19 protein-coding genes, 1 pseudogene and 1 riboswitch are annotated in these 19,376 nt (G+C 72.4%); of the genes and pseudogenes, 11 read left to right on the top strand and 9 right to left on the bottom strand.

Annotated features, from left to right (window positions below):
• Positions 1-10: 10 nt before the first annotated feature.
• On the top strand, positions 11-637 hold the full coding sequence (locus D3105_RS14570; protein WP_118903641.1) for a MerR family transcriptional regulator: 627 nt from the start codon (positions 11-13) through the stop codon (positions 635-637).
• Between the two features lie 111 nt (positions 638-748).
• Complete coding sequence (locus D3105_RS14565; protein WP_118903640.1) at positions 749-2,209, top strand: DNA polymerase IV; 1,461 nt, start codon at positions 749-751, stop codon at positions 2,207-2,209.
• Here the strand turns inward: D3105_RS14565 and D3105_RS14560 are convergent.
• Positions 2,128-2,502 (bottom strand): PRC-barrel domain-containing protein, encoded by a 375-nt coding sequence (locus D3105_RS14560; protein WP_118903645.1) that lies wholly within the window; start codon positions 2,500-2,502, stop codon positions 2,128-2,130. The genes D3105_RS14565 and D3105_RS14560 overlap by 82 nt on opposite strands.
• A 133-nt stretch (positions 2,503-2,635) precedes the next feature.
• Positions 2,636-2,733: riboswitch (glycine riboswitch) on the top strand.
• A 193-nt stretch (positions 2,734-2,926) separates the two neighbouring features.
• Between D3105_RS14560 and gcvP the strand changes: the two genes are divergently transcribed.
• Positions 2,927-5,812, top strand: coding sequence for an aminomethyl-transferring glycine dehydrogenase (gene gcvP / locus D3105_RS14555; RefSeq protein WP_118903639.1), 2,886 nt, complete (start codon positions 2,927-2,929; stop codon positions 5,810-5,812).
• Positions 5,813-5,931: 119 nt separating this feature from the next.
• Here gcvP and D3105_RS14550 read toward each other — a convergent pair whose 3' ends face one another.
• Both D3105_RS14550 and D3105_RS14545 read right to left on the bottom strand, forming a co-directional pair.
• Positions 5,932-6,138: a DUF5999 family protein gene (locus tag D3105_RS14550; RefSeq protein WP_007452228.1), complete on the bottom strand. Its 207-nt coding sequence runs from the start codon at positions 6,136-6,138 to the stop codon at positions 5,932-5,934.
• A gap of 335 nt (positions 6,139-6,473) precedes the next feature.
• Positions 6,474-7,058, bottom strand: a complete 585-nt coding sequence (locus tag D3105_RS14545; RefSeq protein WP_006123068.1) for a hypothetical protein — start codon at positions 7,056-7,058, stop codon at positions 6,474-6,476.
• Between the two features lie 484 nt (positions 7,059-7,542).
• On the opposite strand from D3105_RS14545, the gene D3105_RS14540 reads away from it, so the two are divergent.
• Both D3105_RS14540 and D3105_RS14535 read left to right on the top strand, forming a co-directional pair.
• Positions 7,543-9,048, top strand: coding sequence for a glutamate--cysteine ligase (locus D3105_RS14540; RefSeq protein ID WP_118903638.1), 1,506 nt, complete (start codon positions 7,543-7,545; stop codon positions 9,046-9,048).
• 315 nt (positions 9,049-9,363) lie between these two features.
• The gene (locus D3105_RS14535; RefSeq protein ID WP_118903637.1) at positions 9,364-10,164 is read left to right on the top strand and encodes a CPBP family intramembrane glutamic endopeptidase; all 801 of its coding nucleotides are present in this window, start codon (positions 9,364-9,366) and stop codon (positions 10,162-10,164) included.
• A gap of 34 nt (positions 10,165-10,198) precedes the next feature.
• Here the strand turns inward: D3105_RS14535 and D3105_RS14530 are convergent, their stop codons facing one another.
• From D3105_RS14530 to D3105_RS14520, 3 genes are all read right to left on the bottom strand, one after another.
• Entirely contained in the window at positions 10,199-11,020 is an 822-nt protein-coding gene (locus D3105_RS14530) for a PhzF family phenazine biosynthesis protein (protein WP_118903636.1), read from the bottom strand.
• A 94-nt stretch (positions 11,021-11,114) separates the two neighbouring features.
• Positions 11,115-11,306: a DUF6400 family protein gene (locus tag D3105_RS14525; RefSeq protein WP_425315738.1), complete on the bottom strand. Its 192-nt coding sequence runs from the start codon at positions 11,304-11,306 to the stop codon at positions 11,115-11,117.
• Positions 11,307-11,696: 390 nt separating this feature from the next.
• Positions 11,697-12,092, bottom strand: coding sequence for a RidA family protein (locus tag D3105_RS14520; RefSeq protein WP_118903635.1), 396 nt, complete (start codon positions 12,090-12,092; stop codon positions 11,697-11,699).
• A 137-nt stretch (positions 12,093-12,229) separates the two neighbouring features.
• Between D3105_RS14520 and D3105_RS14515 the strand changes: the two genes are divergently transcribed.
• Positions 12,230-13,207 carry a helix-turn-helix transcriptional regulator gene (locus D3105_RS14515; protein ID WP_118903634.1) on the top strand — a complete coding sequence of 326 codons (978 nt, stop codon included), beginning with the start codon at positions 12,230-12,232 and terminating at the stop codon, positions 13,205-13,207.
• A gap of 42 nt (positions 13,208-13,249) precedes the next feature.
• Positions 13,250-13,324, top strand: a pseudogene (locus tag D3105_RS14510) (PadR family transcriptional regulator); the annotation flags it as partial.
• Positions 13,325-13,416: 92 nt separating this feature from the next.
• Here D3105_RS14510 and D3105_RS14505 read toward each other — a convergent pair.
• Both D3105_RS14505 and D3105_RS14500 read right to left on the bottom strand, forming a co-directional pair.
• Positions 13,417-13,848, bottom strand: a complete 432-nt coding sequence (locus D3105_RS14505) for a type II toxin-antitoxin system Rv0910 family toxin (protein WP_118903633.1) — start codon at positions 13,846-13,848, stop codon at positions 13,417-13,419.
• Between the two features lie 79 nt (positions 13,849-13,927).
• A complete protein-coding gene (locus tag D3105_RS14500) occupies positions 13,928-14,122 on the bottom strand; it encodes a hypothetical protein (protein ID WP_118903632.1) in 195 nt (64 codons plus the stop codon).
• A 249-nt stretch (positions 14,123-14,371) separates the two neighbouring features.
• Here D3105_RS14500 and D3105_RS14495 point away from each other — a divergent pair, with 249 nt between their 5' ends.
• The 3 genes from D3105_RS14495 (at position 14,372) to D3105_RS14485 (ending at position 17,150) form a co-directional block, all read left to right on the top strand.
• The gene (locus D3105_RS14495) at positions 14,372-14,917 is read left to right on the top strand and encodes a Clp protease N-terminal domain-containing protein (RefSeq protein ID WP_118903631.1); all 546 of its coding nucleotides are present in this window, start codon (positions 14,372-14,374) and stop codon (positions 14,915-14,917) included.
• 85 nt (positions 14,918-15,002) lie between these two features.
• Entirely contained in the window at positions 15,003-16,028 is a 1,026-nt protein-coding gene (locus D3105_RS14490; protein WP_118903630.1) for an EamA family transporter, read from the top strand.
• A gap of 162 nt (positions 16,029-16,190) precedes the next feature.
• A complete protein-coding gene (locus D3105_RS14485) occupies positions 16,191-17,150 on the top strand; it encodes a DMT family transporter (protein ID WP_118903629.1) in 960 nt (319 codons plus the stop codon).
• A 69-nt stretch (positions 17,151-17,219) separates the two neighbouring features.
• Here the strand turns inward: D3105_RS14485 and D3105_RS14480 are convergent, their stop codons facing one another.
• A complete protein-coding gene (locus D3105_RS14480) occupies positions 17,220-17,915 on the bottom strand; it encodes a pyridoxamine 5'-phosphate oxidase family protein (RefSeq protein WP_118903628.1) in 696 nt (231 codons plus the stop codon).
• 37 nt (positions 17,916-17,952) lie between these two features.
• On the opposite strand from D3105_RS14480, the gene D3105_RS14475 reads away from it, so the two are divergent.
• The gene (locus D3105_RS14475) at positions 17,953-19,284 is read left to right on the top strand and encodes an aminotransferase class I/II-fold pyridoxal phosphate-dependent enzyme (RefSeq protein WP_118903627.1); all 1,332 of its coding nucleotides are present in this window, start codon (positions 17,953-17,955) and stop codon (positions 19,282-19,284) included.
• Positions 19,285-19,376: the final 92 nt, after the last annotated feature.

Here is a 19,376-nt window from a genome sequence, read left to right as displayed (position 1 = left end):
GGAGGTCGGCGTGAGAAGCAGCGGCGACGGAGCGGCGGCGGGTGGGCCGTATCCGCAGCACGGCAGTGGAGCCGACCACACCATCAGGCAGCCGGTTCAACCGGCGGCGATGGCGGCGGGCGGCGTGGCAGCGGCGAGCGATGCCGGCGACATCGGCTATCGCGGACCGACGGCGTGCGCGGCGGCGGGGATCACCTACCGCCAGTTGGACTACTGGGCGCGTACGGGACTGGTCGAGCCCAGTGTGCGCCCGGCCTACGGGTCGGGGACCCAGCGTCTCTACGGTTTCCGGGACGTGGTCCTCCTCAAGATCGTCAAACGGTTCCTGGACACCGGGGTCGCGCTCCAGAACATCCGCACCACGGTCCATCACCTGCGGGACCGCGGTTTCCAGGACCTCGAACGCATGACGCTGATGAGCGATGGAGCCACGGTCTACGAGTGCTCCTCGCCCGACGAGGTCGTCAGCCTGCTCCAGGGTGGGCAGGGCGTCTTCGGGATCGCCGTCGGCGTCGTCTGGAGGGACGTGGACGCCGCACTCTCGCAGCTGCACGGCGAGCGGGTCGACACCGGCGAGACGCTCATCGGCCACAACCCCGCGGACGAGCTGGCCCGGCGGCGTAACCGCGCGGGCTGAGCAGCCCGGGCGAGCGGCACGACGCGACAGTACGACGGACACGGGACGGTCCGGTGCCCCACGGGGTGCCGGACCGTCCCGTTGTCAGTGCCGTAGGGCAGCATCGACGGTGTGAGACCCGCGCCCACCATCCTTCACCTGGACATGGACGCCTTCTACGCGTCGGCGGAGCAGGCGGCCAAGCCGAGTCTGCGCGGCAAGGCGGTCGTGGTGGGCGGCCTCGGCCCGCGGGGAGTGGTCGCCACCGCCTCGTACGAGGCCCGGCGCCTGGGCGTGCACTCGGCGATGCCCACCGCGCAGGCCCGGCGGCTCGCCCCCAACGCGGCCTACCTGGTGCCCCGCTTCTCGCTGTACCGGACGGTGAGCGACCAGGTGATGGAGCTGCTGGGGCGGCTGTCCCCGCTGGTGGAGCCGCTCAGCCTGGACGAGGCCTTCGTGGACCTGGAGGCCGGCGGGACTGCGGACGACGCGGCCTCGGCCCGCGCCACGGGGGAGGGGCTGCGGGTGGCCATCCGCGCCGTGACCGGCCTGAGCGGATCCGTTGGACTCGCGGGCTCCAAGATGCTCGCCAAGATCGCCTCCGAGCAGGCGAAGCCCGACGGTCTCGTCCTCATCGAGCCGGGCACCGAGCGCGAGCTGCTCGCCCCCATGTCCGTACGCATCCTGCCGGGGGTCGGCCCGGCCACCGGCGACCATCTCCGGCGCGCCGGGATGACCACCGTCCACGATCTGGCCGAGGCGGGCGAGGCGGAGCTCGTACGGCTGGTCGGCAAGGCCCACGGCCACGGGCTCTTCCGGATGGCGCTGGGCCTCGACGACCGGCCGGTGGTCGCCGAGCGGGACGCCAAGTCCGTATCGGTGGAGGACACCTTCGACGTGGACCTGCACGACCGGGTGCGGGTGCGCGCCGAGGTCGAGCGGCTGGCCGTGCGGTGCGTGGAGCGGCTGCGCGCCGCCGACCGGTCGGGCCGCACGGTGGTGCTGAAGGTACGCCGGTACGACTTCTCCACGCTGACCCGCTCCGAGACGCTCAGAGGCCCCACGGACGACCCCACCGTGGTCCGCGAGGCGGCGGGGCGGCTGCTGGAGTCCGTCGACACCACGGGCGGCGTACGGCTCCTGGGAGTCGGGGTCACGGGGCTTGCCGACTACACCCAGGAGGACCTGTTCGCCCAGGCCGCCGATGCCCGGGAGCTCGCGCAGCGGGCCCTGGAACACTCCGCGCCGAGCGCGGAGGGCGGCGAGGAGGAAGCAGTCCCGGAGCCCGAGGCGGACAGCGCCGAGCAGCTCGCCGCGCGGCGCTGGCCCGCCGGACACGACGTGCACCACGAGGAGCACGGGCACGGCTGGGTGCAGGGGAGCGGGATCGGCCGGGTCACCGTCCGGTTCGAGGAACCGTGGAGCGCGCCCGGCCGGGTCCTCACCTTCCGGATCGACGACCCGCTGCTGCGGCCCGCCGATCCGCTGCCGCTCGTCCGCGAGAGCCCCGACTACTCCTCCTGGCCCGCCAGCCTGCCGAAGTCCCGGTCCTCGGGCGCGGCCTCCTCCGACGGCGGGGAGTCCAGCCCGTAGTGCCGGTAGAGCTGCAGCTCCTGCTCGGGCGACAGGTGTCGGCCGACGCCGAAGTCCGGCGCACCCTTGATCAACGCCCGGTCGAACGGGACGCGCAGCGCGTCCTCGACGAACTCACTGGGCTCCAGCGGGACGAAGGCGTCCCTGCTGAAGAGGCCGGTGCGCACGGCCGCCCACTCGGGCACACCCGTCGCGTCGTCGAGATAGACCTCATCCACCGTTCCGATCTTGGCGCCCTTGCGATCGAACGCCTTGCGGCCGATCAGGCGGCGCGGATCGATATCCGTCTGCACGGTGCCTCCCACTGGTCGCGGACTGCTTACGGTGGTCCCTGTCGCTCCACCAGCACCAGACAAATGCAGATCCGTGGTCTCGGCCACTCGAGAGCTCCGGCGCGGTGGCCGCTGGTAGGCTGGCAGTGGCTGCTGACCCTGTGCGGGAGAGTCCTCCGGTGGAGAATCCGGAGGCGCCGAAGGAGCAACTCCTCCCCGGAATCTCTCAGGCCCCCGTACCGCACGGACGAGGTCACTCTGGAAAGCAGGGCGGATCCGTGCGGGCACAGGCCCGGATGGAACCGACCCTCACCGACGGTGAAAGTCGGCACGCCCCCGGGCGGGCCGGTGAAGCTCTCAGGTTGAGATGACAGAGGGGGAGGCCGTCCGGGCACCCGCGCCGTGGTGCCCCTCGCAGGTCGTGACAGACCAGGAGGCCTCCACCATGACCCCCCGTCGCACTCCGCTCTCCCAGCTGGAGCAGGGCATTCCGTTCGAGCAGCGCCACATAGGGCCCGATGCCGAGGCCCAGGCGAAGATGCTCGCCCAGGTCGGCTACGGCTCCCTCGACGAGCTGACCGCCGCCGCGGTGCCCGACGTGATCAAGAGTGCGGAGGCCCTGAACCTTCCCTCGGCGCGCACCGAGGCGGAGGTGCTGGCCGAGCTGCGCTCGCTGGCCGACCGCAACGAGGTGCTGGCCCCGATGATCGGCCTCGGCTACTACGGCACCTTCACGCCGCCCGTCATCCTGCGCAACGTCATGGAGAACCCCGCGTGGTACACGGCCTACACGCCGTACCAGCCGGAGATCTCCCAGGGCCGCCTCGAAGCCCTCCTGAACTTCCAGACGATGGTCGCCGAGCTGACCGGGCTGCCCACCTCCGGCGCCTCCCTGCTCGACGAGGGCACCGCGGCCGCCGAGGCGATGGCCCTCGCCCGGCGCGTCGGCAAGGTCAAGAAGGGCGTCTTCCTGGTCGACGCCGACACCCTGCCCCAGACCGTCGCGGTCATCGAGACCCGCGCCGAGCCCACCGGTGTCGAGGTCGTCGTCGCCGACCTGAGCGAGGGCATCCCCGCCGAGATCGCCGAGCGCGGCGTCTTCGGCGTCCTGCTCCAGTACCCGGGCGCCTCCGGTGCCGTGCGCGCCATCGAGCCCGTCATCGAGCAGGCCCACGAGCTGGGCGCGATCGTCACCGTCGCCGCCGACCTGCTGGCCCTCACGCTGCTCACCTCGCCCGGCGCGCTCGGCGCCGACATCGCGGTCGGCACCACCCAGCGCTTCGGTGTCCCGATGGGCTTCGGCGGCCCGCACGCCGGCTTCATGGCGGTCCGCGAGAAGTTCGCCCGCTCCCTGCCCGGCCGCCTCGTCGGCGTCTCCGTCGACGCCGACGGCAACAAGGCCTACCGCCTGGCCCTCCAGACCCGCGAGCAGCACATCCGCCGCGAGAAGGCCACCAGCAACATCTGCACCGCGCAGGTCCTCCTCGCCGTGATGGCCGGGATGTACGCGGTCTACCACGGCCCCGAGGGGCTGCGGACGATCGCCCGCCGCACCCACCGCTACGCCGCGATCCTCGCCGACGGCCTGCGCACCGCCGGGGCCGAGGTCGTGCACGGCGCGTTCTTCGACACCCTGACCGTCCGGGCCCCCGGCAAGGCCGCCGGCATCGTCGCCGACGCCCGCGAGCGCGGGGTCAACCTCCGCCTCGTCGACGCCGACCACGTCTCCATCGCCTGCGACGAGACCACCACCCGTGCGCAGATCTCCGCCGTCTGGGCGGCCTTCGGCGCCGAGGGCGACATCGAGGCGCTGGACGCCGCGGTCGCCGACGCGCTGCCCGAGGCCCTGCTGCGCTCCGACGACATCCTGACCCACCCGGTCTTCCACCAGCACCGCTCCGAGACCGCGATGCTGCGCTACCTGCGCAAGCTCGCCGACCGCGACTACGCGCTGGACCGCGGCATGATCCCGCTCGGCTCCTGCACCATGAAGCTGAACGCGACCGCCGAGATGGAGTCGATCACCTGGCCCGAGTTCGGCGCGCTGCACCCCTTCGCACCGGCCGAGCAGGCGCAGGGCTTCCTCACCCTCATCCGTGAGCTGGAGGAGCGCCTCGCCGAGGTCACCGGCTACGACGCGGTGTCCATCCAGCCCAACGCCGGCTCCCAGGGCGAGTTCGCGGGCCTGCTGGCCGTCCGGGCGTACCACCGGGCCAACGGTGACGACCAGCGCACCGTCTGTCTCATTCCGTCCTCCGCGCACGGCACCAACGCCGCCAGCGCCGTCATGGCGGGCATGAAGGTCGTCGTGGTGAAGACCGCCGACGACGGCGAGGTCGACGTCGCGGACCTGCGTGCCAAGATCGAGCTGCACCGCGACGAGCTGGCCGTGCTCATGATCACCTACCCGTCCACGCACGGGGTGTTCGAGGAGCACGTCGCCGACATCTGCGGCGAGGTGCACGACGCGGGCGGCCAGGTGTACGTCGACGGCGCCAACCTCAACGCGCTGGTCGGGCTGGCCAAGCCCGGCAAGTTCGGCGGCGACGTCTCGCACCTGAACCTGCACAAGACCTTCTGCATCCCGCACGGCGGCGGCGGCCCCGGCGTCGGCCCGGTCGGCGTCCGCGCCCACCTCGCCCCGTACCTCCCCAACCACCCCCTCCAGCCCGCCGCGGGCCCGGAGACCGGTGTGGGCCCGATCTCGGCCGCCCCGTGGGGCTCCGCGGGCATTCTGCCGATCTCGTGGGCGTACGTCCGTCTGATGGGCGGCGAGGGCCTCAAGCGGGCGACGCAGGTCGCCGTGCTGGCCGCGAACTACATCGCCAAGCGCCTGGAGCCGCACTTCCCGATCCTGTACAGCGGCCCGGCCGGACTGGTCGCGCACGAGTGCATCGTGGACCTGCGCCCGATCTCCAAGGCGACCGGCGTCTCCATCGACGACGTCGCCAAGCGCCTGATCGACTACGGCTTCCACTCGCCGACCATGTCGTTCCCGGTGGCCGGCACGCTGATGATCGAGCCGACGGAGAGCGAGGACCTCACGGAGCTCGACCGGTTCTGCGACACCATGATCGCGATCCGCGCCGAGATCGAGAAGGTGGCGTCGGGGGAGTGGAGCGCGGACGACAACCCGCTGTCCAACGCCCCGCACACCGCCGCCGCGCTCGGCGGTGACTGGGAGCACGGCTACAGCCGCGAGGAGGCCGTCTTCCCGGCCGGGGTGCCCGCCGCCGACAAGTACTGGCCGCCGGTGCGCCGCATCGACGGGGCCTTCGGCGACCGGAACCTGGTCTGCTCCTGCCCGCCGCTGGACGAGTACGACAACTGAATCAGCCTGTCGTAGGGCGTGCGCCGGGAGCGGCGCGCGCCGGACATGCGTCGGGGCCGGTGCGGAGATCTCTCCGGGCCGGCCCCTTTTCTCGTACGGCTTCTTCCGTGCGGCCGCTCTCAGGCGGCCTTCACCACGCGGCCGGCTGCCAGCGGCCGGTGCGGGGCGATGATCTGCCCGTCGGGCAGCAGTTCGCCGGTGTCCTCGAAGAGCAGGACCCCGTTGCACAGGAGGCTCCACCCCTGTTCGGGGTGGTGGGCCGTCAGGCGGGCGGCCTCCCGGTCGGGCGAATCGGCGGTGGGGCAGGGTGGCTGGTGCTGGCACATGGATGGGTTCTTTCGCTGCGTCGAGTCGAGTGTCCTGCGGCTGGATGAGTCGTTCATGGCCGCCCCCGTATCAGTCGGTCCGGTCCCAGTGTTGCCCTACGGGGAAGAATCCGCAGGGATTTCGCTGCAGCACCCGTACTCCTCCCATGACGCATCACCCGCGCGGACGGTTCACCGCAACTGCACTGTCCCTTTGGGTGGTTCGGGGTGGCCGGATGGGACTAGTCCGAACGGACAGCACAGCGCCCCCGCAGTGACCCCTTTCCGCCGCCCGTCGTGCGGGGGCGGATCGGGGTCGCCACGGGGGCGCTCTGCCCGGGCCCTGGCGACGTCGGTCAGGCCGAGCTGAGGAGCGGCCCCGGGGCCACCCGCAGCGAGATGACGGGCAGCAGATCGGCGACCCGGTGCGGGCGGTGGGCCGCGATGCCCGGCGGGGCCGGCGCCAGGGGCACCAGGACGTCCGTCGGCGCGAGCACCCCGCCGGAGGGATCGGCCTCGGTGTCGCCGTGCAGCCACAGGGTGAGCATGTACAGCTCCGGGATGGACAGCAGCCGGGCCTGGCAGCCGGTGGCCGAGGCCTCCGCCTGCCGCACTGCCAGCTCGGTCGAGGCGAGGTAGGGGCCCTCGAAGAAGTGCGAGAACGTCCAGCCGTCCGGGGTGAGCACGGTGTCCGCCGCGGCGACCGCGCGGCCCTCGCTCCGGATCAGGAAACGCCAGGCCGCCAGGCGGGTCAGCGGCGCCGCCCCGGTGGGAGCGATCCGGTCCAGCACATGCACGGGAAGCGGTAGTTCGGGGCTCAGCGGTCCCTGGACGGACCGGAGAGCGGAGGTTCGGGCTTCGCGGACGGCGGTGGGAGAACCGAGGGCCGCGAGAACGCTGCGCAGGGCGGGCGCGGGAGCCGAGGGAACATGCAGCGGCATAGTGGGTCGCCTCTCACTTCGGAGACACGGTGGAGCTTGGGCGGGTGCAGACGGCGCTGTCGGCGTGCGGGCCAGAGGAGGCCGGTGACGGGCGAGTCGTATCAACTCTCTGCCTCGTTGAGCGGAGTTTATATGACGCGTGTTCACACAGTGTTTCCGCTAGCAGTCGGGGATATGCCTCGCAAGGCGTCATCCGGCCTTCGAATCGCGGTATTCCTGAGGATTCGATCTGCCGCAGTCGGCCCCGACCAGGCACCCTTCCGGTAGCACGGACGGCCGAAACTCGTCGGTGTTTTCACCACGCATGAACCAGCCGAAAATGCCCCGTGCCGCATGCCGTGGGAATGTGCCCCCGGTCTCCTGCAACCAGACTATCGGGTATCGGAGGCCGGTGGGGGCGTTACGGATCACTCTCGCTGGGCATTATCGATCGTGATGCGAGCGGCCTGGGCCGCGGGCCGCCCAATGGAGGAGGGACCCCTCGATGGGGGAGAAGGTCGTGGCGGGAGCCGTTGACCTGTCCGATCGACAGGCGTACCGGACGAAGCTCAACCGGTGCCTGGAGGGGCTGGGGAGGCTTCTGGAGGAGCGGAGGTTCGACCGTCCGCGGAACCTGATGGGGCTGGAGATAGAGCTGAATCTCGCGGGTTCCGACGGGATGCCCCGCATGATGAATCAGCAAGTGCTCCAGCGCATCGCGAGCCGGGATTTCCAGACCGAACTGGGGATGTTCAATCTCGAAGTGAATATCGTCCCGCACCGCCTCGGCGGCCGGGTATTCGATCAGCTCTCGGAGGAGTTGCGGACCGGCCTCGCCTATGCCCACCGGAAGGCGGGGGAGGTGGACGCGGGGATCGTGATGATCGGAATCCTGCCCACCCTGGGGGAGCACGACGTGGTGTCCGCGAATCTCTCGGACGTGGATCGCTACACCCTGCTCAACGATCAAATGGCGGCCGCCCGGGGGGAGGATTTCGCCCTCGATATCGAAGGCGTCGAGCGACTGGTCTGTACCTCGCCCTCGATCGCCCCGGAATCGGCCTGCACCTCGGTCCAGCTGCATCTCCAGGTGACACCGGCCCGGTTCGCCGACGTCTGGAACGCCGCGCAGGCGATCACCGGCGTCCAGATCGCGTTGGGCGCCAACGCCCCGTTCCTGTTCGGCAAGGAACTGTGGCGCGAGTCCCGGCCGCCCCTGTTCCAGCAGGCCACCGACGTACGGCCGCCGGAGCTGGCGAACCAGGGCGTCCGCCCCAGGACCTGGTTCGGGGAGCGCTGGATCGGCTCCGCGCACGAGCTGTTCGAGGAGAACCTGCGGTACTTCCCGCCGCTCCTGCCGATCTGCGACGACGAGGACCCCCTCAAGGTGCTGGACGAGGGCGGGGTGCCCGAGCTGGGCGAGCTGGTGCTGCACAACGGCACCGTCTACCGCTGGAACCGCCCGGTGTACGGGATCGCCGACGGCGTTCCCCACCTGCGAGTGGAGAACCGCGTCCTTCCCGCAGGGCCGACGGTCACCGACGTGATCGCCAACGCCGCGTTCTACTACGGGCTCGTGCGGGCGCTCGCCGAGGAGTCCCGGCCGGTGTGGACCCGGCTGCCGTTCGAGGCCGCCGAGGAGAATTTCACCGAGGCCTGCCGGCACGGCATCGAGGCCGAGATGCTCTGGCCCCGGTCGGGCCGCTCGGGCGGACTGGGCAGGGTCCCCGCCGTACAGCTGGTACTGGAGGAGCTGCTGCCGTTGGCCGCCGCCGGCCTGGACGCCTGGCACATCGAGCCCGCGGACCGGGACCGCTATCTCGGCGTGATCGAGGAGCGGTGCAGGCGGCGCGTCAACGGGGCCTCCTGGCAGGTCGCCACGTACGACCGGGCCCTGGACGCCGGGCTCGGCCGGGAGGCGGCCCTCGCGGCCATGACGCGGCGCTACGCCGAGCTGATGCACGCCGGGGAGCCGGTGCACACCTGGCCGGTGGGGTTCCCGGCGCCCTGAGGGCGGTCGTACGCCAGGGAGTGACGGGACCGGCGAGTGGGCCCGTCACTCCGGTACGGCCTGTGGTCCCCTCACTCCTGGGCATGCCGGATGCTCGGGTGACCCCGGCGTCCCTCCGCCGCGTGGCTGTCGGGCAAGCTATGACGTCCCATGTCGGTGGTACCCCTCCTTGAGGATCAAACAAGGAAAAGGGGGCCCGACCATCAGAGATGGTGGTCGTCTCCCGGCCTGTCGCGCATGATCTTCGTACCTGTATTCGAGACCCTGGCGGGACGGTCGGTGGGATGAGACGCGATGGCAGAACAAGAGACAGGTGTGCAGGTGGAGGCCGGGCGCGTGGCTGATTCTTATCCCCAAGAGGCCGTGTCACGAAGGATCTTGCGGTCCGAGGTGGTGCTGGTCCTGGCGCTCTCCCTGGGTGCCAGCGCACTGTCGGCCCTCATCAGTTTTGTCGGATCCCTGACGAAACCGGGGGGATTGAAGGACCAGGCGGCGACGCTCAACGGCTCCTACGCTCCCGGCCGTCCATGGCTTGATCTGGCCTGGCAAATGTTCGGGATCGCAACGGCTCTGGTGCCGGTCGCGCTGGTGGCGCATCTGCTGATCCGGGAGGGGGCGGGGCTGCGGGCCATCGGCTTCGACCGGACCAGGCCCCGGTTCGACGTCGGCCGGGGAACTCTGGTCGCGGCCGGCATCGGCAGCGCCGGTCTCGCCTTCTACCTCGTGGCCCGTGCCACCGGGTTCAACCTGACGGTCGTTCCCGAGTCCCTGCCCGACGTCTGGTGGAAGTTTCCCGTACTGATCCTCTCGGCGATTCAGAACTCCGTGGTGGAGGAGGTCATCGTCGTCGGGTATCTGCTGCGCAGGCTCGGGCAGTTGGGGTGGACGCCGATGGCCTCCCTGGTGGCCAGCTCCGTACTGCGCGGGTCCTACCACCTGTATCAGGGGATCGGCGGCTTCATCGGCAACGTGGTCATGGGTGTCGTCTTCGTGCTGCTCTACCGGCGCTGGGGCCGGGTGGGTCCGCTGGTCGTCGCGCACGCGCTCCTGGACATCGGGGCGTTCGTCGGGTACGCGCTGCTCGCGGGCCGGGTGGACTGGCTGCCGACGCCGTAGGTGCCTGCTCCGGTGTCCGGAGAGGTTCCGGGGGTCAGAAGGCGGTGAGCAGTTCGCCGTCGATCACCGTGACCGCGGTGCCCGTCAGCAGGGTGCGCTCACCGCGCAGCGCGGTGCGGACCAGCCCCGAGCGGGCCGACGCCTGGAGCCCGGTGAGGTCGTCGCGGCCGAGGCGGGCCGACCAGAAGGGGGCCAGCGCGGTGTGGGCGCTGCCGGTGACCGGGTCCTCGTCGATGCCGACGCCCGGGAAGAAGCCGCGCGAGACGTAGTCGTAGCCCCGGGCGGGGTCCTCGGCCGCGGCGGTGGCGATGACGCCGCGCCGGGAGTGGGTCGTCAGGGCGGCGAAGTCCGGGGCGAGTGCCCGTACGGTCGCCTCGTCGCGGAGCTCGACGAGCAGGTCACCGATGTGCTCGCCGGTGTCGTGCACCGAGACGGGGTCGGCCCCGAGGGCGTCGGCGAGTCCGTACGGCACCGGCTCCTCGGACAGCGGGGCGGTGGGGAAGTCGAGGGTGAGGCTGCCGTCCGGGTGGGCGGTCGCGCTCAGGATCCCGCAGCGCGCGGTGAAGCGCACCGGGCCGGTGGCCAGGCCCGTGGTGTGCAGGACGTGGGCGGTGGCGAGCGTCGCGTGCCCGCACATGTCGACCTCGGCGACCGGGGTGAACCAGCGCAGCGCCCAGTCGGCCGTGCCGCCCGGCGGCAGCGGGTGGGCGAAGGCCGTCTCGGAGAGGTTGACCTCGGCGGCGATCTCCGAGAGGCGTTCGGCGGCCGGGAACGCGCCGCCGTCCAGCAGGAGCACACCGGCGGGGTTGCCGGAGAAGGGGCGGTCGGTGAACGCGTCGACGATGCGAATCCTCATACGCCGACGGTAGAGCGCCGGAACGGAGACCGGCCAAGGCCAATTCGCGGTGTCTGGCTCCTGGGCCTCCGGCGGCTCCGGGTCAGCCGGCGCCTCAGGGGCAGGAGGCGCCGCCGTGGCGGTGGGGGAGGGCAGCCGCACGGACAGGACCCTCGTTTGGCAGGACACCGGCGGCCACCAGCCGGTCGTAGGTGCGCTGCTGTTCGGCGTCCAGGCCCGAGTGGAGCAGGGCGTAGGCCTCGTTCTCGCCGCGGAGGGCGGCCACCGGATCCCAGTCGGGCCCCATCGCGGCGACGGCCTCGGCCCGTCGCCGGGCTTCCTCGAAGGTCAGGTCGATGGTGAAGGGGTGAGCTCGGCTGTCCGGTCCTGGTTCATGGCAGCGCTTCCGGTGTGAGGGTGAGACCTCACCATCTGTGCCAGGGGCGCGCGGGCAGAGGGAAGGGGGGACCCAAGTCGCCCGGCGGTGGCTCGGACGCGCCGTCCCGGCCGTGTCCGACGGATTGGCGGGGGAGGGCGGGGCGTTGTCCGTACGGAGTCGCCGACGGCGGCCCGGTCCGCGCGCGGCCCTGTGGTACACGTCCCAGCGGGAGCCCTGCGGCGGCCGACCGCCGGGTTCGACTGGCGATTTCGTCCGCCGGTCCGGCCCCACTCGGGCCGGACCGGCGACGAGGCCGCGTCAGGCGACGGCGGTGCCCTCCAGCTCGACCATCAGCCCGGGGAGCGCCAGCCGCGTCACCCCGAGCATCGTGCTGGCCGGGGCCACCCCGGCCGCTCCCAGCCGTCCCGCCAGCGTGCCGTAGTGCTGGAAGAGCAGATCGACGTCGGTCGTGTAGACGTTGAGCCGGACGAGGTTCGCGAGAGACATGCCGGCCTCGGTCAGGACGGCCTCCAGATTGTCGACGCTCAGCGCCAACTGTGCCGCCATGTCACCGTCGTGCCGGGGCTTGCCGTCGTCGCCCGTCGCGGTCTGCCCCGCGATGTACAGGGTCCGGGACTGCCCGGAGACGAGTTCGCCCTGGTTGAAGCCCAGGTCGACCGACCAGGTCACCGGGTTGACGGCCGTTCGTTCCACTGCCACGTCAGCTCCATTCGATCACGATGGGTACGGACGTCCGTCCGTCGGCTCGGCAGCCGTCGGCTTCGACGTCGTGAGGGGAGCCTTCCAAGCAATCACGACACCCTTGGTCAGGTATTCGTTAGGGTTTCGGCATGCGTGCCGACCGACTGGTCTCGCTGGTCCTGCTCTTGCGGCAGCGCGGCCGGATGACCGCCGACGCCCTGGCCCGCGAGCTGGAGGTGTCCACGCGCACGGTGCTGCGGGACATCGAGGCGCTGTCCTCGGCCGGCGTCCCGGTCTACGCCGAACGCGGCCGGCACGGCGGGTTCGCACTGCTGCCCGGCTTTCGGACCGAGCTCACCGGGCTGAACCACGACGAGGCCCTCGCCCTGCTGGCCGCCGGATCGGGACGCGGGGAGCAGGTGTTCGGCCTCGGGGCGGCCCTCGCCTCGGCCATGCGGAAGGTGGTCGACGCGCTGCCCGAGAGCCATCAGGCCGCCGCCGGCGACGCGGCCCAGCGGTTCCTCGTCGACCCGGAGACCGATCTGCTCTCACGCCGTACGGTCACCGACGAGGTGCCAGACACCACCATGATGGCGGTCCGCCGCGCCGTGCTCGCCGGGCACAAGCTGCGTATCCACTACGCGGCCACGGGCCGGGCACCGCAGTGGCGCACGGTGGACCCGATCGGCCTGGTGACCGTACGGGACCGGGGCTATCTGCTGGCCACGCGATCCGGCGAGGACCGCACCTACCGGCTGTCGCGCGTGCTGGCGGCCGAGGAGTTGCCCGATGCGGCGGAGCGGCCGGACCGCGTCGACCTGGACCGGATCTGGCGGGAACGTTCCGCGCGGTTCCTCTCCGACGACCACATCGCCGCGCTGGTACGGGTGAGTCCGACGCGACGGGAGGAGCTGCTGGGAACCGTCCGGGCGGTCCGCGCGGAGGGCCTCGAAGCGGACGGCTGGTCGCGCCTCGAAGTCACCTTCCAGGACGCCCGGCACGCCGAATGGGCGGTGTGGCAGCTCGGCACGGACGCGGAGGTCCTGTCTCCGCAGTCCCTGCGCACTGCCCTGCGCGACCGCGCGGCCACGCTCGTGGCCCGGTACGGGGACGAGCCCCGATCGTGACCGGGCCCCGGTAGGTGATGACTACGTCCGCGATGCGGCAGCCAGCGGCAGAAGGCGCTGACCGTCATCAACGACGCGCGCAAGAAGCTCTACCTGATCCTCGCCGACGAGCACTGAGGTGAGTGCTCAGCCGTGCGCGGCAGACGGTACGTGAAGGGCCCCGCGGAAACGGATTCCGCGGGGCCCTTCACGTACCGCCCGGGTGTGGGTCACGGGGTCACGAGCCCGCCGAGCTTGCGCAGTGACTCCTGGAGCGCCGCCGTCGCGGAGTCCGTGAGCTTGCCGCCCATCAGCGAGACCGCCGCGCCGGTGAATTCCCCGTCGATGCGTACCGTCGTGGCGTCGCCCTCCGGCGTCAGGGAGTACCGCATGGCCAGGTTGACCCCCATCGGGCCCTTGCCCCGGGTCGCCAGCAGGCGGCCCTGTTCCAGGGCGTCGACCGTCCAGGCCACCTCGGCCGGGAAGCCCATGAGCTTCATGTTCTCCTCGTAGGCGGCCCCGAGCTTCAGCTCGGCCGGCCCGCCCCCGGGGAAGCCGGTGTGGGTGGCGTTCCACTCCCCGTACGAGGAGTAGTCCGTCAGGCGGTCCCAGACCTTCCCCGCGGGTGCCTCGATCCGTGCCTCGGCGCTGACTTCGGCCATGCGACCACCCCTGGTTCGTCCGGTACCGGTGTCGCGGAACGTAGCGGGGGCCGCGTCAACATTCAATACTGATGAGCAGTCAGATCCGTTGGGGTTGCCGCTGCCGCCAGATCACCGCGGCGTCGAAGCGGTCCGACGCTCGGGGGTGGGGTCCGTCGTCGTGGCAGTGGAAGGCCGTCCAGAAGAGATCGGCGGGCAGGGCGTCCTCGGGTGCGTACACGCGGTAGACGTACTGCAGCCCGTCCTGGGCGAGCAGGGCGACCATCCAGAACACCCGTTCCTCCTCCCCCCCCGTCCCCGCTGTGTGCGTTGTGGCATGAGGGACGTGCGCGCGGGGGCCCGCGGTTGCCGAGGGGGCGCGCGATGCAAGGCGGCGCGCGCCCCGGAGGCCGCATGGTTGCCTCCCCCGGCACGATCTCATCCGCAAGGATGACGGATCGCTCTGCCGTCCCCAACTTCGGTGGGATGCCCAATGGGTCGCTCCGGCGATGCCTTTCGGCTGCGGGACTGATGGGGTAGAGGGGTGCAAAACCGGACGCCGCGGATCCCTGAGCAGCCCGCACCGAACCACCCCGAACTCGATGCCCGCTTCACCGACGAACTGGCAGCGGTGCTGACCGGTGCGCGCAGGCGTGCGCTGCGGGACGGGGACCGCCAGATCGACACCGCCCACCTCCTGCACTCGCTGATCGAGACGGACCCCGAGGTCCGTGAGGCTTTCGACGGCGGGCCGCAGCTCGCCAGGGTGCTCGGCTATCTTGTCCAGCGCACCATCGGTTACGGGCTCCGCTGGCAGGGCTCCGTCGAGGACTCCGGGGCCGTTCCCATGGTGCGCGACCCGGCCGCCGACGGCTGGTCGCCCTCGGCGCTGGCCGCCCTGGACGACGCGCTGTACCGCGCGGCGTCGCGCGGCGAGGACCGGGCCGCCGGTCTCGACCTGCTCGCCGCGCTGGCCGCCGACGCCGAGTCGCGCGCGGTGGAGGTGCTCGCCCGTGGCGGCGTGGACGCCCGGTGGCTGGCCGACCGTGCGGCGGGGGTGCTCGCGGCCGAGGAGTTCCGGCGCGGCTGAGGCGCCGTGGTGCTTGTCCCGGGGGCGTCGTCTCGACAGGTGTCACGAGGGTGACGGTGCTGTCGACTGCTGCCATGATGTGCCGATGCACGCGTCTTCGAGGTTTCAGGGCAGAGGCGCAGGGCTGGGACTCGCCCTGCTCTCCGCCTTTGCGTTCGGCGGTTCGGGAGTGGCGGCCAAGCCGCTGATCGAGGCGGGGCTCGACCCGCTCCACGTGGTCTGGCTGCGCGTCGCCGGCGCCGCCGTCATCATGCTGCCGGTCGCCTGGCGCCACCGGAACCTCGTACGGGAACGCCCCGCCCTGCTCGCCGGGTTCGGCCTCTTCGCGGTGGCCGGGGTCCAGGCGTTCTACTTCGCCTCGATCTCCCGTATCCCGGTCGGGGTGGCGCTCCTGGTCGAATATCTCGCGCCCGCGCTGGTCCTCGGCTGGGTCCGCTTCGTGCAGCGCAGACCCGTCACCCGCGCCGCCGCCGTCGGTGTGGTGCTGGCCGTCGGCGGACTCGCGTGTGTCGTCGAGGTCTGGGCCGGCCTCAGCTTCGATCTCCTCGGACTGCTGCTCGCCCTCGGCGCCGCCTGTTGCCAGGTGGGGTACTTCGTCCTGTCCGACCACGGCGGGCAGGACGACCGCTCCGGGGAAGGCGCGGAACCGCCGCACCCCGTCGGCGTCATCGCGTACGGACTGATCGTCGGCGCGGCCGTCCTCACGGTCGTCGCCCGCCCCTGGGGCATGGACTGGGCGCTGCTGGGCGGCAGCGCGGGCATGAACGGCAACGAGGTCCCCGCCTGGCTGCTGCTCGGCTGGATCGTGCTGCTCGCCACCGTCCTCGCGTACGCCACCGGGGTCGTGTCGGTCCGGATGCTCTCGCCGCAGGTGGCCGGGGTCGTCGCCTGCCTCGAAGCGGTCATCGCCACCGGGCTGGCCTGGGTGCTCCTCGGTGAGCACCTCTCCGCGCCGCAGCTCATCGGTGGATTCGTCGTGCTGACCGGTGCGTTCATCGCCCAGTCCGCTGCCCCGAAGCCCCCCTCGGGCCCGGTCGCCGCCGGGGCCGGCACCGGGGCGGTGGCCGGGCCGGTCGAGGGCGAGTTGTCCCACGGCCGGGCCCCGCATTAGTGTGCGGACCATGCATCTGACTGTGCTGCCGCCGCCTGCCGCCTAGCGCGCGCGGCCACTCCTGACGAAGACCGGGCTCGGGCAGTCCCCGAGCGGTTCGTCGCTGCCCGCGTGCGGAGCCGAGCGACCCGTCGAAACCCTGTCTTCCGCTGGAGAATTCCCATGTCCTTCCCTGTCGCATCCGCGCTGCCCGTCGGGCGGAGCCTGCTGTACCTCGTCATCGCCGGAGTCGCCTGGGGCACCGCCGGTGCGGCCGCTTCCCTGATCTTCCGGGTCAGCGATCTCGGCCCCCTCGCCCTGTCCTTCTGGCGCTGCGCGGGCGGTCTCGTCCTGCTCGCCGGGGCGCTCGCGCTGCGCCCCCGCCGCGCGCCCCGGGAGCCCGAACCCCGGCGACGCCGACTGCTCCGCATCCTCGGCACCGGTATCGGGCTCACCGTCTTCCAGAGCGCGTACTTCGCCGCGGTCGAGGTCACGGGCCTCGCCGTCGGCACCGTCGTGACGCTCGGCGCCGGGCCCGTCCTCATCGCCGTCGGGGCGCGTGTGCTGCTGGGCGAACGCCTCGGCCGGGGCGGCCTGGCCGCGGTTGCCGGGGCACTGACCGGGCTCGCCGTGCTGGTCCTGGGCGGTGAGGGCGGCGACGTCGTACCGGCCGGGGTGCTGCTCGCGCTGCTGTCCGCCGCCGGGTACGCGGCGATCACCCTGCTCACCCGGTGGCTCGGGCGGGACGGCGGCGGCGGTGACGCGCTGACCACCAGCGCCTGGGCGTTCGGTATCGGAGCGGTGGGCCTGCTGCCCATGGCCCTGGCCGAGGGGCTGGTGCCGCACACCGCCGAGACCGGGCAGGTGCTGTGGCTGATCGTCTACGTGGCGGCGGTCCCCACCGCCCTCGCCTACGCGCTGTACTTCGCCGGAGCGGCCGCCGTCCGGGCGGCCACCGTCTCCGTGATCATGCTCCTGGAGCCGGTGAGCGCCGCCGTCATCGCGGTGACCGTCCTCCGGGAGCGGCTGACGGCGGCCACGGTCCTCGGCACGCTGCTCCTGCTTGCCGCCGTGGCCGGACTGGCCCTCGCCGAGGCGCGCGGCGCGGCGGTCGCCCGCCGGAAGGAGCCCGTGGCGGTGTGACGGGCCCGGCCGGAGCCGGATGGCATCGGCGGAGGCCCCCGCACCCGTGGCGGCCGGCCTCCGTCGTCGTCAGAGCGCTGACAGGTAGTCCGGTACGCCGATGGCCGGGTCCAGGTCGTCCGCCGGGACCGGCGGCGCGTAGCCCCGGGTGAGCGGGACGATGCCGGTCCAGTACGGGAGGGCGCCGTCCTCGGGCTCGTCGTTGGGGCCGCCGGTGCGGACCTTCGCGGACACCTCGTTCAGGTCCAGCCGGATCACCGCGGTCGCGGCCAGCTCCTTGCTGTTGGCGGGGCGGGAGTCCTGGGAGCGGCCGGGCACCACCTGATCCACGATCGCGTCCAGGGCGAGCCGCAGCTCCTCGGGGTCGGTCACCGTCACGGCCGTGCCGTGCACCACCACCGAGCGGTAGTTCATCGAGTGGTGGAAGGCGGACCGGGCCAGCACGAGGGCGTCGACATGGGTGACCGTCAGGCAGACCGGCAGCCCCGGGTCCGTGCTCTTCGCCGCACGCAGCGGTCGCGAACCCGTCGAGCCGTGGACGTACAGCCGCTCGCCTATCCGGCCGAAGAGGGTCGGCAGGACGACCGGGGCGCCGTCGCGGACGAAGCCCAGATGGCAGAGGTAGGCCTCGTCGAGGATCGAGTGGACCAGCTCCCGGTCGTAGGAGGCGCGGTCCCTGGACCGGGTGGGGACCGTGCGGTCGGTGGGCAGGTAGGAGGCGGCGACGTCCTGCCCCGCGCCGGCGGGCGTTGCGGTGTGCTGCATTTGCTGAACTCCATTGCACTAGTGCATAATAGTGTTTGTGCTAGGAGAGTATCGGATCAGTGGGCGGCGTGCATCGGAGATTGCCGCCAGCGTCGAGCGCGGGGTCGGCTCCGGAGACCTCCCGCCGGGCCATGTGCTGCCCCCCATGCGGGAGTTGGCCGCGCGTCTGGAGGTCAACCCCAACACCGTGGCGGCCGCCTACCGGACGCTGCGCGAGCGCGGGGTCATCGAGACAGCGGGCCGCCGGGGGAGCCGGGTGCGCGACGCCCCGGCCAGCACCTCGCGCGGCTCCCTGCGGGTCGAGGCGCCGCCGGGCGTCCGGGACCTCGGTGAGGGCAATCCCGATCCGGAGCTGCTGCCCGACCTCGGGTCGGCGCTCGCCGCGGCCGCCGCCGCCGATGCGGAGAGCCGCGGTCTGTACGGGCAGGCCCCCGTGGTCACGGAGTTCGCCGCGTACGCCCGCGCCGTGCTGGACGCCGACGGGGTCCCCGCCGGGCCGGTCGCCGTGACCTCCGGTGCCCTGGACGCGATCGAGCGGGCTCTCGCGGCGCACCTCAGGCCGGGCGACACGGTGGCCGTGGAGGATCCGGGCTGGGGCAGCGTGCTCGACCTCGTACCGGCGCTCGGGCTCCGTGCCGTACCGGTCGGCGTGGACGACTCCGGTCCGCTGGCCGCGGATGTGGAGCGGGCGCTGCGGTCCGGGGCGCGGGCCCTCGTCGTCACGTGCCGGGCGCAGAACCCGACCGGTGCGTCGGTGGACGCCCGGCGCGCCCGGGAACTGCGCGCGGTCCTCGCCCGCCACCCGGACGTGCTGCTGATCGAGGACGACCACGGGCACGCCATCGTCGACCTGCCGCTGCACCCGCTGGCCGGGGCGACGGTCCACTGGGCGTTCATCCGCTCGGCGGCCAAGGCGTACGGCCCGGATCTGCGGGTCGCCACGCTCACCGGGGACGCCGTCACGGTCGACCGGGTGGAGGGGCGGCAGCGGCTCGGGCCCGGCTGGGTCAGCCGGCTGCTCCAGCGAGCCGTGCTCCATCTGTGGACCTCGGGCGCCGTCGACACCCGTACGGTCGCGCGGTCCTACGGCGACCGGCGGGACGCGCTCATCCAGGCGCTGGCGGACCGGGGTGTCAACGCCCGGGGCCGCAGCGGGATGAACGTGTGGGTGCCCGTGAGCGATGAGACCGGGGCGGTCGCCCGGCTGCTCCACGCGGGCTGGGCGGCGGCCCCGGGGGCCCGCTTCCGGCTGGACACCCCCCAGGCGGTCCGGCTCACCGTCTCCCCGCTGACCGCGGCGGACATCGGCCCCCTGGCGGACGCGGTGGCCGCTGCCGCGGGGCCCGCGCGGCCGGTCAGCTACGGCTGAGGCGGGCGGGGGCCGCGACCGGAGGGCTCGACCGGAGGTGGTCCCGGGGCCGGGGTGGCGGGCAGGCTGCTCTCCGGGGCCGGAGCGGGAGG

Source organism: Streptomyces globisporus (assembly GCF_003501885.1).
GTDB lineage: Bacteria > Actinomycetota > Actinomycetes > Streptomycetales > Streptomycetaceae > Streptomyces > Streptomyces globisporus_D.
The sequence above is the reverse complement of the archived record's forward strand: the minus strand, read 5'-3'. Positions and strand labels throughout refer to the sequence as shown.